Raw genomic sequence first — 12,108 nt, forward strand, 5'->3', positions numbered from 1 at the left:
CCATGCTCAGGCTGGTTGGGAGGATGTGGGATTCTATTCGCGGCGAAGGCGCAACGCGCGCCACATCCCGCACCGACAGGCCCGTTCACGCGGTTTCCTCTTGTAAACAAAAGGATGGCGACGCGCCGCCGCTGGCAGATGACAATGCCGCCGCCGCCCTGCGCCGGATATTTGCCCGGCGTGATCCGACGCAGGCGGGCAGCATCCATCTGATGGGGCTGGAAAGCCTGCGCGACCGGCTGGGTGGCCGCTGGGAACCGGTGGCTGACCGGGTGCACCTCCTTACCTCCCGCCTGCTGGACCAGTATCTGGCGCCCCAGGACACTTGGTTTCGCCATGGAGCAGAAGCCTATGTCGTAGTGTTCGCAAAGCTGGGACCCGAACAGGCCCGTCTGATTTGCGCCAAGGTGGTAGAGGAGCTGCAGGTTCTGCTGCTGGGGGAGGCGGATACCGCCTCCATCACGGTTCGCACCGCCGTGCATGAGATCGGGTCTGATGTCATGCTGGTACCGGCCAGCCTCAAGGAGATGCTGGATGATGCGGCGGCAAGTCTGGCGAAGGCCGACATGATCGGCAATGCCGCCTTCGACCGCAACGTTGGGGATCGTCCCGGTATGGTGGAGAAGCCGGGGCCGCTGGAGGTCCGCTATCGCCCTGTCTGGGACGTGCAGCGGCAGGTCGTCTCCGTCTTCATCGCCCGCACCTGCCGCACCCGGCCAGGCCGCAGCCCGCTCTGGGCCTATGATTGCCTGGAGGACCCGGAAGATCCGCAGCAGATCCTGGCCATGGATCTGCATCTGATCCGCGACGCGGTTGAAACCGCACTGGAACTGTATGAGAACCGCTTCCGCTTTTTCCTGTCGGTCCCGGTGCATTTCGAAAGTCTGGCCGTGCTGGGCCGGCGGCGGGAAATGGTAGCGACTTTGCAGGCCATCCCGGCCCATATGCGCGCCTTCATGACCTACCATCTTTATGGCGTGCCGCCGGGTGTGCCCACGGGGCGTCTGGCGGAGATGGTGGGAACGCTGCGTCCCTATGGCCGCACCACCATGGTAGTGGTGGACCCGTTCAGCAACGATCTCCCCACCCTTGTGGCTGCCGGCGCGCGGGTGGCATCCGTGCTTCTGCCGCCGGGTCTGTCGGCGGAACGGGCCCGCGCCGAATTGCTGCGCTTTGGTGCGGTGGCCGCCAAGAACCGGCTGTCCACCTCGGTTGAAGGCGTCGACAGTCTGGCCATGGAACGGCTCTGTGAGGATGCGGGGATCAATTTCCTGTCCGGCGACCTGATCGGCGATTGGGTCGAGGTACCGGAACATGCGGCCCGGCGGTCGCTGGCCGATTTCCGGCGATAGTGGGGGTCAGGCGTCGGTCTGACCGGCTGCCAACTGTTCCACCACCCGCTTTCCCTGCACAATTACCGCGTCGCACAGGCCGGGCAGGGGGGCGGTCAGGCGCGCGACTTCCGCCCTTTCGCCGGCATCAGCAGCGATCATCAGGGCCCGGCAATGCCGTGACAGCGGCATGAAACCCAGATTGCCCGCCGCCGAAACCAGGGAATGGGCTTCCCGTTCAATCCGGTGCAGGTCGTCACCTGCCGCCATGATCGTGTCCACCCGCGCCCGGAAGGATGTCAGCGCATCGTTCAGCAGCTGCACCCCGATATCGTCACCCACGACCAGCAGTAGATTATCCAGGATCGACCGATCCAACGCCGGCTCTGTATCCTCCTGCGTCGCGGGGGTGGGTGGTACAGGTGCCGGCTCCATCTCCGTCAGGCGGAAGCCCGCAATGTCGGCGATGGCCTGATTGAGGGCCTGCGGGGTGACGGGCTTGGCGATATGGCCGTTCATCCCGGCGTCCAGGCAAGCCTCCCGCTCTTCCCGCAGGACATTGGCGGTCAGGGCCAGGATGGGTAAGGTGTGGCCCGCCTGCCGGATGCGCCGCGTTGCCTCCATCCCGTCCATGATCGGCATCTGCACATCCATCAGGACCAGATCGTAGACGTTATCCGCCTGCGCCACGCTTCGCACCGCCTCCGCCCCGTTCTCCACCACCGTGACCTTGTGTCCCGCCTTCTCCAGAATGGTGCGGACCAGCATCTGGTTGGCGAAGACATCTTCGACCAGCAGGATCGACAAGGGCCGGTAGGAGGGCAGGGCCGCCAGGGCGGCGGCCGGGCCCGGCTCCGGCGGTGGGGGCATGGCGATGGCCAGGGGCAGGGTGACCTCGAACCGGCTGCCGGCGCCGGGCTGGCTTTCCACCGTGATCTGGCCCTGCATCGCTTCCACCAGACGCCGGGTGATGGCAAGGCCGAGGCCGGTTCCGCCGAACCGGCGGGTAACCGACGCGTCCAGCTGTGTGAAGGGCATGAACAGATGCTGCCGGCGGTCGGCTGGAATACCCATCCCGGTATCGGTCACCGTGAACCGCATCTGCACACCGGTCCGCGTCACCGACATGACGACCTGGCCGTTCGCGGTGAATTTCACGGCATTGGACAGAAGGTTCAGCAGCACCTGCCGCAGCCGCGCCGCGTCACCCAGCACCCATTGCGGCAGATCGTCGGAAATCTCCGTCCGTATCACCAGGCCCTTGTCGGCGGCGCGCGGCGTCAGCAGGGCGACACAGCTTTCGGCCAATGCCGCAGGGTCCAGCGACCCCATCTCCAGCTCAAGCCGGCCCGCCTCGATCTTTGACAGATCCAGGATATCGTCAACGATGGCGACCAGGGCGCGTGAGGCCTCCATCTGCAAGGACAGCCATTTCTCGCGCTCCGCCACCGGCGCCTGTTCATCACGCAGCAGATCGGCAAAGCCGATGATGGCGTTAAGGGGCGTGCGGATCTCATGGCTCATATTGGCCAGGAAGGCACTTTTGGCACGCTCCGCCGCCTCGGCCTGCACCTTGGCGACGGACAACGCCTCCACCTTGCCCGCAATATCGGCGTAAAGGGTCTGAAGCTGTTCGGCCATGTGGTTGACGCCCGATGACAGCACCGCAAACTCGTCCTTGCCCGCCACATCCAGGCGGTGATCGAACCGGCCCTGGCCAATGGTGGCCATACCGTCCGCGATGCGGTTCAGGCCCCGGATCACGCGCTGGCTGGCCGCCATCGCGGCGGCGACAGTCATGGCCAGCAGCAGCAGCGGCAGCACCTGCAACACCAGCAGCAGGCGGCCACGCGCATAGACCCGTTCATTGGCCTGCGCCGCCAAACGGTCCGCGTCCGACGCCATCACATTGTATCGCAACTGGAGCGTATCCTGCGCGATACGGGCCGCGTCGGGGTTGAGACGTGCCTGAGCCAGCCGGGTCATCCCGTCGAGCATCAGGGCATTGTCGGCGGACAGGCGGCGCAGCAATGCCTGATCGGCCGGATCGGTCAGTTCGCCCAGCATGCGTGCCAGTTCACTGGTCAGTCGTTCATGCTGGCGCTGCCATTGGAACAGGGCGCGCTCGCTGCCCTTGTCACCGAAATCATGGACCAGCAGGCTCAATTCGAACACGCTGCGCACCACGGTCTGGGCCTCGGTCACCCGTGCCGTGTAGATGCCCATCCATTTCCAGGACCAGATGGCCGACGCTGTGGAAACGCTGACGGCCAGCGCTGCGAAGACCAGGGTCGTGGTGATCCGCCGCCGGATGCTCATTTGCTCAGTCCAGAACCGTGACCCGCGTGGGATCCACAGCCCGCAGAATGTCGCTTTGCAGATATCCCAGCATTTCCGGTCCCGGATTGCCGCCAGCGCGGCGGACATGGCCTTCGATGGACAGCAGTAATGCCTGATCCAGTCTCAGGGTGAAACCATAGTTTTCCCAATGTCGCCGGACCAGGGATTCGTCAATGCCGGTGGCGGCGGCGACTACGGGGATGGCCTTCTCCCGGTCGCGCAGGATCGACCATTCCGCAGCCAGCAAGGCGCGCACGAAACGCACAAGCGCATCATGCTTTGCGTCCACTACATCTCCGCGTGCCGACAATACCCAGCTACCGGTATAAAGACCCGGCGCCGTCAGGATCTCCATACCTTGTGGAAACAAGCGGGCGGCGGCGACGCGGACCGTGGTCCAGACGGAGGCGGCATCGATCTCTCCGCGCGCCATGGCCGCCATGATCTCTCCGCTTTCAAACGGAACCAGCGTCACCTGATCGCGCACCCCGGCCTGCAGCAGCAAGAGATCCAGAAAATACTGGGAGTTGGTGTCGGGCGAATATCCGATGCGCTTGCCGGCCAGTGCCTCCGGTCGGGTCAGCCCGCTGCCCATGGGCGAGGCCACCACCACATCGCGGTCCGAGGTCTGGACCGTAGAGATGATGCGGATGGGCCGACTGGCGATCATGGCGTTGGAGGCCGGCACGTCGGACGACAGGGCCAGGTCCGCCTTGCCGTCCAGCAGCGTTTCCATCGCCACCTTGCCATTGGCGGCGGGAACCATCTGCACCGTCAGCCCCTCATCGGCGAAATAACCTTCGGCCTGGGCCACGAAGATCAGGGCCGACATCATCTGCCGGCTTTCCGCGACGCTCAGATGCTGCTGCGGCACAGGGGTCCGGAATTGGAACCACAGGCCGGCGGTCAGCAATACGGCGAGCGCCGCCAGAACCCAACGTATCCACGTACGTTCCTTACCCATGCCGGACAGGTTCCCCTTCGTGCCCGGCGCCATCGCGCCGGTCCTCGCCCCCGAGAACAACCTATCAGGCATGGGGCCGCGTGACCGCCATCGCCAACCTATCCTTTTGGTCAGAATGGAAATCCGGAACGGAAACCCGGTTTATAATAGAGCCGGTGGCAGGCCAGGATGTTCATCCGGGCCGGGGGGCGGGGCTTGCGGATCACCCAGCGGTCGGACCATCATGACCCAGTCCAGCCAGCGCCCATGTTTGACGCCCAGACCGGGAATGGACCCGGCCAGTTCAAAGCCAAGCGCACGATGTAGCCCGACGGAGCCTTCATTGCTGCCATCGCCGATCACGGCCACCATGCGGCGATATCCGGCGCGGGTACATTGATCGATCAATGCCTTGAGCAGGGCACGCCCGACACCAGCCCCCTGCGCTTCCGGCGCCACATAGATGGAATTCTCCACCGTGAAGCGATAGCCGGGGCGGGACCGGAACGGACTGCCATAGGCATAGCCCAGCACCTGCCCGAACCGTTCCGCCACCAGATAGGGGAAACCCTGGGCCTGAATGGCGGCCATACGCATGGCCATTTCGCCGGTATCCGGCGGAACGCTCTCATAGCTGGCCGTGCCCTCGCTGACATGCGGGGCATAGATGGCGGCGATGGCGGCGGCGTCGGCAGCCGTTGCGGTGCGGATGTGCATCTCTATTTCGTCCCGTTCAGGCTAACGCGCCTTGGGCCGCAGCTTGTCGGCGGGAACCGCCGCCAGACGGGTCACCAACTGGCACATATGGGCCGCGAGGGTGGGAAGATAGGAACGGCGTGCCAAGGCGACCTCATCCATATAGAGGGAGCGGTTCAGTTCAATCTGCAGCGCATGCACTCCATCACCGGGCCGGCCATAATGGCGGGTAGTGTATCCACCGGCATAGGGTGCGTTACGGCCCACAATATAGCCAAGGTCCGTCAGTGCATCTTCCGCCGCTCCCGTCACGGCAGCGTGGCAGGCGCTGCCGAAGCAATCGCCCAGCACCATGTCCAGCGACCCGCTGGCCGCGGCCTCCGGCGGCAGGCCGATGGAGGGCATGGAATGGCAGTCCACCAGGATGCAATAGCCAAAAGCCGCGCGCGTCTGGTCAATCAGGCCGCGCAGGGCGGCATGATAAGGATAATAGCAACGGTCGACCCGATCCACGGCCTCGGCGAATCGCAGGCGCCTGGCATAAATCTCCTCCCCGCTGGCCACCACGCGCGGGATGGTGCCCAGCCCCGCCGCCACACGCGGGCTGCGGCTGTTGACATAGGAGGGCAGGGCGCCTTCGAACATGGTCGGGTCGAATTCGAACGGTTCCCGATTGGGGTCCAGATAGGCGCGTGGGAACAAAGCCAGCAGCAGTGGCACGCCCAGATCAACGGCGGGGGTGAAAATCTCGTCGACGAAGCAATCCTCCGACCGGCGCAGTGCCATTCCGTCCAGCCGTGAATGCGCCACGAAGCTTTCCGGATAGTCGCGCCCGCTATGGGGGGAGGCCAGGACGATGGGGTGCTGCACCTGCGCCGGACGCAGCACGCGGAACACATTGCCCCCGTATCCCGCGTCCAGGGGACGGCTGGTCGGCTTCATGCTGCCCAGGGATGTGTTGGTGCTGCTCATGGCTGAAAGATGTATCGAATTGTGAGATGCCCCGCCACCCGAACAGGCCGCCTTCGAAAAAAAACGACAATTTTCTGAAAAGAGGGTGTTGCAATGCCCGGATCAGGTGGTTATAAGCACGCCCACCCCGACGGCGCTGCCGACGACGGCGACGGAAACGAAGCCAACGACGACAGGGCAGAGGGGCAAGGACGGATGGGCGCGTAGCTCAGCGGGAGAGCACTACCTTGACATGGTAGGGGTCACAGGTTCAATCCCTGTCGCGCCCACCATCCGTTCCAAACCGAAAGGGCCGGCACCCACCAGGGGCCGGCCCTTTGGCTTTTCTGGCCCACATACACCTCATCGCGATGCCATCAGATCCCGCACGCGTGCGGCCAGCCGGGCGGTATCGTCCAGCGGCTGATAGGTCCAGCTTTCCAGACGTCCCTGGAAAGGACGGGTGATTCCCTCCGCCCGTATTGCGTCATGGAATCGGGTGAATTTCGGTGCGTTGCCGGGCAGGTCGATGACATGCACGGGCTTGCCCGTGCTGGCTGCCTCCGACACCATCGCCACACTGTCAGAGGTGACGATCAACGCATCGGCCAGGGCCAGCATCCCGAAATAAGGGTTGGGGCCTGTTCCATCCCACAGGAATACCGGCAGGCCCGACAGCGCCTGCTTCAGAATCGCTTCATTCTCCGCGCCTGTGCGTCGCGATGTGGTGATCAGCATGCCTACGCCCTGGTCCCGAACCAGGGTGGCCAGCTGCTCCGCCACGCCCGTCATCGTCTGTGGCGTCAATTGGCAGAAGCGGTTGGAACCGCCGATCATCACACTGACCAGGGGGCGGCCCCGGCCATCGGCCAGATGCCCCCATTCCAGGGCTGCCGCTGACAGCTTTTCCGCTGTCACGCGGTGGATGGCCCCCACGCTTTCCACAAGATTGGCGCCGCTTTTGCCATCATGGCGGGGCAGGGACACCAGATCGAAGCGGCTAAACGGCACGCCCGGATTCTGGATATGCACGCGCACCGTCCGGGGTGACCGTCGCGCCACCGCCATCGACAGGGCCACCGCCTGCCGCCCCGAACTGATCAGCAGATCGGGCCAGGGTGGGTCCAGCCGGTCGGATGATGGGTCCAACGCCAGGCGGATACCGGGTAAGGGCAGATAGGGTGTCGTTTGCCGCCAGGGGCTGCGCAGTTTCACGCGTTTCACGATCGGTGACAGGCCCAGCGCCTCCGCCAGCCCCAGACAGGGGTTCTCGATTCCTGCCCGCCCATCAGACACGACCCAGCAAGTAGGGATTTTGTTGTCTGCATACGTATGCGAAGACTTGTCCCCAGGAAATTTTGTGTCGCAAATCGGGTCGCCCTTGCAGGTTGGGCCGTCCCGTGTAATATCCTTGCTCAAATCAAGAACTCCTGGAGTTAAAAAATCACCATGCGGCGGGTCAAACTCGACCGAATTGATCGGCGCATCCTGCGCGACCTGCAGGCGGACGGCCGGATGACCAATGTTGAATTGGCCCGGCGTGCCGGTATTTCGGCTCCCCCCTGCCTGCGGCGCGTGCGCGCGCTGGAAGAGGCGGGCTATATCCGGGGCTACCATGCCGACATCAATCCGGAATCCATGGGCTTCCATGTCACGGTTTTCGCACAGGTCGGCCTGTCGTCCCAGGCGGAAAGCGATCTGAAGCGTTTCGAATCGCTGGTCAATTCCTGGCCGGAGGTTCGGGAATGCAACATGCTGGCCGGTGAGACTGACTTCCTGCTGAAGGTTGTCGCCGTCGACTGGGACAGCTATCAGCGCTTCCTGACCACCAAGCTGACGGCGGCACCCAATGTCAGCCACGTGAAATCGGCCCTGGCCATCCGCCAGTCCAAATACGCCCCCGGCGTGCCGATTGATGTGGATGTCGGTCCGGAGTCGAAGGACGAGGACGACGAGGACACCGAAGACTAACGGTCTTCACGGAAAGGGCGCCCCGCAGGGCGCCTTTTTCATTGCTCCTCACCCCAGCGCCATCCGTAGCAGCCCGAACCCCGCCCCGGCCAGCACCAGCCAATGCACCGCCAGCTTGAGGCGCAGCATGGCGGCCAGGGCGATAGCAGCGACCACCACGGCAACCCAATCGACAGACCCGCGGGGCAGCAGCACCGCCTCGCCCAGAACCACACCCAGGTTCAAGATCACGCCGACCACCGCCGCGGTGATGGCGGCCAGGGCCCCCGCTGCGGCCCGGTTATGGATCAACGCCTCCACATAGGGGGCGCCGGCGAAGATGAAGAAGAAGCAGGGCAGGAAGGTGACATAGGTGGTGAGTGCGGCCCCCGTGATCCCCGCCGCCAGCGGCGACAGGCTGCCCGGATGGTTCCAGCCCGCGAAGAAGCCGACATATTGCGTGACCAGGATCAGCGGCCCCGGCGTGCTTTCGGCCAGCGCCAGCCCATTCACCATGTCAGCGGGCGTCAGCCACTGGTAATTCTCCACCGCGCGCTCGGCGATGAAGGGCAACACCGCATAGGCACCGCCAAAGGTGACGAAGGCCGCCGTCGTGAACAGGTCGGCGATATCGGCCCAGGGGTTGCGCCCCAGCAGCAGTACCGTGCCGACCACCGGCACCAGCAGCAGCAGGGCGAAAAGGACAGCCATACGTAGAAGACGCTTCGCACTCCGATCTACTGGCTGATCATCGGGGACGAAATCATTGCCCACCCCATGGCCCGCTGGTGCGAAAAGCGGCCGCCCGGCCTTTGCCGACAGATAGCCGACCAGCGCCGCCGCCGCGATCACCACCGGAAACGGCACATGGCCCAGATACAGCCCCAGAAAGGCAGCGAACGCCAGCAGCAGCGGTGCCGGTCCCTTCAATGTCCGCCGGCCAAGGCGCCAGACGGATGCCGCGATGATGGCGATGACCACCGGTTTGACCCCGTCGAACAGGGCCGCCACCCAGGCCAGATCCCCATGTTCCGCGGCTAGCCAGGACAGGGCCAGCAGCACCAGCGCCCCCGGCAGCACGAACAGGCCGCCAGCCACCAGCCCGCCCCACACCCCATGCAAGCGCCAGCCGACATAGGTGGCCAGCTGCTGTGCCTCCGGCCCCGGCAGCAGCATGGCAAAGTTCAGCCCGTGCAGGAACCGCGTACTGTCGATCCAGCGCCGCTTATCCACCAGTTCCTGCTGCATCAGGGCGATCTGCCCCGCCGGCCCACCGAAACTGACACAGCCGAGCCACAACCAGAACCGCAACGCCTCCCCGAAACCGGGCATCCTGATCTCCCTTCATTCACGCTGGCGAATGCTGCGGGCGCGACGGCGCGGATGCAACCTTGTCCTTATGACAAGACAATGAATGCGCAGGCACTGCACTTGCGTCAGTAAGAAGGGGCAGAACCCTGGATATGCCCGATGTACACGCCCACGCATTTCAAGATGGAAGAGAGCGACGCCCTCGCCCTCATCGAAACCCTGTCTTTCGCCACGCTGGTCAGCCTGGGGGAGGGTGGATTGCTGTCCACCCCGCTGCCCCTGCTGCTGGACCGTTCCGGTGATGGCGTCCGCCTGATCGGCCATGTCGCCCGCGCCAACCCGCATTGGAAGCGGTTTGCCCCCGCTGTGCCGTCGCTGGCCATTTTCCAAGGTGGGGACGGCTATGTCACCCCCGCCTGGTATGCGGAAAAGCAGAAGACGGGCAAGGTCGTTCCCACCTGGAACTATGTCAGCGTTCAGGCCCATGGGCGGCTGGAGGTGGTGGAGGATGCGGCTGGTCTGCTGGATATCGTCACCCGTCTGACCAATCGGCATGAGGCGGGGCGGGAACGGGCATGGCAGGTTGGTGACGCGCCCGATGATTACATCGCCGCCATGCTGCGTGGCATCGTCGGCATCGTGCTGCATGTGGACCGGTTGGAAGCCAAGGCCAAGCTGTCCCAGAACAAGGATGAGCAGGACCGTGCCGCCATCCGCGCCGGGATGGCGGGCGTCCTGGCCATCCCGTGATTATACCCTGCTCATGAAACCCAGACGGACGGCAAGGCCCAGGAACACGGTACCGGACAGGTAGTTCAGCACCTTGGCTGCCACCGGGTTGCGGGCCAGATGCCGGCCCAGGCCACCGGCACCGGCGCCCACGGCGGCATTCACGATGGTACCGGAGATGTTCATTAGCGTGCCAAGGATCAGGGCTTGCACCACGACGCTGCCGCGCGCGGGATCGATGAATTGCGGCAGGAAGGCCAGGAAGAAGATGGCCACCTTGGGGTTCAGCATGTTGGTGACGGCACCGCGCAGGAAGATACGGCTGATATCCTTCTGCGTCACCTTCGTGCTATCGGCCACCGGCGGTGTCGCGCGGAAGGTGTTCCAGGCCAGCCAGACCAGATAGGCCGCCCCCGTCCAGCGCACGATTTCAAACAGCAGGGGCGACGCCATCAGCAGCCCCGCCAGCCCGAAGGCCGCCGCCGCCGTATGCACCATGGCCCCGCAGGCCACGCCCAGCGACGCCGCCACCCCGGCCTTTGGCCCGCGATGTGCCCCACTGCCCAGGCAGAACAGCATGTCGGGTCCCGGCGTCAGGTTCAGCGCCAGGGCCGCGGCCATGAACAGCAACAATGTTTCGATGGGGAAGGCAGGCATGGGCAGGGCACTCCATCACCGTGGATAGGCCCATGCTGCCGGTGGTGGCGCCCTCACGCCACCACGATTTCTTCAGCCCTGTATCCCTGAATATAGAGAAGGGCCGTCAGGTCGCCATGGTCGATGCGGGCGCGGGCCTGGGCCGCCACGCTGGGCTTGGCGTGATAGGCGACACCCATCCCGGCAGCCATCAGCATGGGCAAATCGTTGGCCCCGTCACCCACGGTGATGCTGGCCGCCACCGGCACGCGGTGGGCGGACGTGATGCGGATCAGGGCCTGATGCTTGGCATCCTTGTCCAGGATCGGCTCGAACACCGTCCCGGCCAGCTTGCCCCCCTCCACAATCAGGTCATTGGCCTGATCCTCGTCAAAGCCCAGCTCTCCGCGCACATGGGCCGTGAAGGTCTTGAACCCGCCCGACACCAGGGCGCAATAGACGCCATGCTTCTTCAAGGTGGCGATCAGGGTGGATGCCCCCGGCATATAGGTGATGCGCCCGATCATCTGGGTCAGCACGCCGGCATCCAGTCCCGCCAGCAGCGCCACCCGCTCCCGCAGCGCGCCCTTGAAGTCGATCTCGCCATTCATGGCGCGGTGGGTGATGGCGGCAATGCGGTCGCGGGCCCCCACCAGATCACCCAGTTCGTCCAGCATCTCCTGCTGGATGATGGTCGATTCCATATCGGCCACCAGAACCGACTTGCGCCGGCCTTCCACGCCCTGCGCTACGATGTCCACCGGCTTGCCGGCCAGCGCCTTGGCCACGGCGGCCTGCGCCTGATCGTCATTCAGCCCGTCAAAGCCGATATCGCAGGCGATCCCCGGCACCAGCCAGTCCGCCGGCGCCGTCTGCGCCCCCAGATCGGCCAGGGCGGCACGGGCCAGCTTGGCGACGGCATCATCCAGCGTGAAGGCAGCCGGATCGGCGATCAGGGTCAAGACTTGGCGCAGCATCTTATATCCCGTCCAGATTGGGTGGTCGATTGCCGCCCTTATCGCCCCCTATGGAACCGCTGGCAATCAATCGTCTGTGGGGGAAGCCATCCAGAAATATCAAGTCGCCACGAAGGGAAGGAAACTGTACGCAGCAACGGGCAGGATCACGCCCCGGTTCGACCGCGATACATACATATCACCCCGCCAGCAACATATTGAATATACCCCGGAGAACGAAATAGAGATTTCGAATACCCTGTTG

The 12,108-nt window shown here is 64.6% G+C and carries 11 protein-coding genes and 1 tRNA gene; 4 read left to right on the forward strand and 8 right to left on the reverse strand.

The window, feature by feature from the left end; translation table 11 throughout:
- The first annotated feature begins 23 nt into the window (after window positions 1-23).
- Entirely contained in the window at window positions 24-1,352 is a 1,329-nt protein-coding gene (locus ACT6Q8_RS07885; protein ID WP_444733128.1) for a hypothetical protein, read from the forward strand.
- 6 nt (window positions 1,353-1,358) lie between these two features.
- On the opposite strand, the gene ACT6Q8_RS07890 is transcribed toward ACT6Q8_RS07885, so the two are convergent.
- The 4 genes from ACT6Q8_RS07890 to ACT6Q8_RS07905 all read right to left on the reverse strand — a co-directional run bounded on the left by ACT6Q8_RS07890 (window position 1,359) and on the right by ACT6Q8_RS07905 (window position 6,282).
- A complete protein-coding gene (locus tag ACT6Q8_RS07890; protein WP_444733129.1) occupies window positions 1,359-3,650 on the reverse strand; it encodes an ATP-binding protein in 2,292 nt (763 codons plus the stop codon).
- Between the two features lie 4 nt (window positions 3,651-3,654).
- Window positions 3,655-4,668, reverse strand: a complete 1,014-nt coding sequence (locus ACT6Q8_RS07895; protein ID WP_054169635.1) for an ABC transporter substrate-binding protein — start codon at window positions 4,666-4,668, stop codon at window positions 3,655-3,657.
- 108 nt (window positions 4,669-4,776) lie between these two features.
- Window positions 4,777-5,331 (reverse strand): GNAT family N-acetyltransferase, encoded by a 555-nt coding sequence (locus tag ACT6Q8_RS07900; protein ID WP_054169634.1) that lies wholly within the window; start codon window positions 5,329-5,331, stop codon window positions 4,777-4,779.
- Between the two features lie 21 nt (window positions 5,332-5,352).
- Window positions 5,353-6,282: an N-formylglutamate amidohydrolase gene (locus ACT6Q8_RS07905; protein WP_444733130.1), complete on the reverse strand. Its 930-nt coding sequence runs from the start codon at window positions 6,280-6,282 to the stop codon at window positions 5,353-5,355.
- A gap of 197 nt (window positions 6,283-6,479) precedes the next feature.
- Between ACT6Q8_RS07905 and ACT6Q8_RS07910 the strand changes: the two genes are divergently transcribed.
- Window positions 6,480-6,554: transfer RNA gene (locus tag ACT6Q8_RS07910), tRNA-Val, on the forward strand.
- A 70-nt stretch (window positions 6,555-6,624) separates the two neighbouring features.
- Here the strand turns inward: ACT6Q8_RS07910 and ACT6Q8_RS07915 are convergent.
- Complete coding sequence (locus ACT6Q8_RS07915) at window positions 6,625-7,557, reverse strand: mitochondrial fission ELM1 family protein (protein ID WP_054169633.1); 933 nt, start codon at window positions 7,555-7,557, stop codon at window positions 6,625-6,627.
- A gap of 153 nt (window positions 7,558-7,710) precedes the next feature.
- Here ACT6Q8_RS07915 and ACT6Q8_RS07920 point away from each other — a divergent pair, with 153 nt between their 5' ends.
- Window positions 7,711-8,232: an Lrp/AsnC family transcriptional regulator gene (locus tag ACT6Q8_RS07920; protein ID WP_054169632.1), complete on the forward strand. Its 522-nt coding sequence runs from the start codon at window positions 7,711-7,713 to the stop codon at window positions 8,230-8,232.
- A 48-nt stretch (window positions 8,233-8,280) separates the two neighbouring features.
- Here the strand turns inward: ACT6Q8_RS07920 and chrA are convergent, their stop codons facing one another.
- Window positions 8,281-9,543, reverse strand: a complete 1,263-nt coding sequence (chrA, locus tag ACT6Q8_RS07925) for a chromate efflux transporter (protein ID WP_444733131.1) — start codon at window positions 9,541-9,543, stop codon at window positions 8,281-8,283.
- Between the two features lie 138 nt (window positions 9,544-9,681).
- Between chrA and ACT6Q8_RS07930 the strand changes: the two genes are divergently transcribed.
- Window positions 9,682-10,272: an FMN-binding negative transcriptional regulator gene (locus ACT6Q8_RS07930; protein WP_444733132.1), complete on the forward strand. Its 591-nt coding sequence runs from the start codon at window positions 9,682-9,684 to the stop codon at window positions 10,270-10,272.
- Here the strand turns inward: ACT6Q8_RS07930 and ACT6Q8_RS07935 are convergent, their stop codons facing one another.
- Together ACT6Q8_RS07935 and serB are read right to left on the reverse strand one after the other, a co-directional pair.
- A complete protein-coding gene (locus ACT6Q8_RS07935; protein ID WP_054169629.1) occupies window positions 10,273-10,908 on the reverse strand; it encodes a LysE family translocator in 636 nt (211 codons plus the stop codon).
- A 53-nt stretch (window positions 10,909-10,961) separates the two neighbouring features.
- Window positions 10,962-11,861 carry a phosphoserine phosphatase SerB gene (gene serB / locus ACT6Q8_RS07940; RefSeq protein WP_156344798.1) on the reverse strand — a complete coding sequence of 300 codons (900 nt, stop codon included), beginning with the start codon at window positions 11,859-11,861 and terminating at the stop codon, window positions 10,962-10,964.
- Window positions 11,862-12,108 lie beyond the last annotated feature (247 nt).

The organism is Niveispirillum sp. (assembly GCF_052437035.1).
Taxonomy (GTDB): domain Bacteria; phylum Pseudomonadota; class Alphaproteobacteria; order Azospirillales; family Azospirillaceae; genus Niveispirillum.

Bases quoted from the DNA above. Each gene is read 5' to 3' on its own strand.
- ACT6Q8_RS07900 (WP_054169634.1), bottom strand. From the start codon at position 5,331: ATGCACATCCGCACCGCAACGGCTGCCGACGCCGCCGCCATCGCCGCC.
- ACT6Q8_RS07905 (WP_444733130.1), bottom strand. From the start codon at position 6,282: ATGAGCAGCACCAACACATCCCTGGGCAGCATGAAGCCGACCAGCCGT.
- ACT6Q8_RS07895 (WP_054169635.1), bottom strand. From the start codon at position 4,668: ATGGCGCCGGGCACGAAGGGGAACCTGTCCGGCATGGGTAAGGAACGT.
- ACT6Q8_RS07920 (WP_054169632.1), top strand. From the start codon at position 7,711: ATGCGGCGGGTCAAACTCGACCGAATTGATCGGCGCATCCTGCGCGAC.
- chrA (WP_444733131.1), bottom strand. From the start codon at position 9,543: ATGCCCGGTTTCGGGGAGGCGTTGCGGTTCTGGTTGTGGCTCGGCTGT.
- ACT6Q8_RS07935 (WP_054169629.1), bottom strand. From the start codon at position 10,908: ATGCCTGCCTTCCCCATCGAAACATTGTTGCTGTTCATGGCCGCGGCC.
- ACT6Q8_RS07890 (WP_444733129.1), bottom strand. From the start codon at position 3,650: ATGAGCATCCGGCGGCGGATCACCACGACCCTGGTCTTCGCAGCGCTG.
- ACT6Q8_RS07885 (WP_444733128.1), top strand. From the start codon at position 24: ATGTGGGATTCTATTCGCGGCGAAGGCGCAACGCGCGCCACATCCCGC.
- ACT6Q8_RS07930 (WP_444733132.1), top strand. From the start codon at position 9,682: ATGTACACGCCCACGCATTTCAAGATGGAAGAGAGCGACGCCCTCGCC.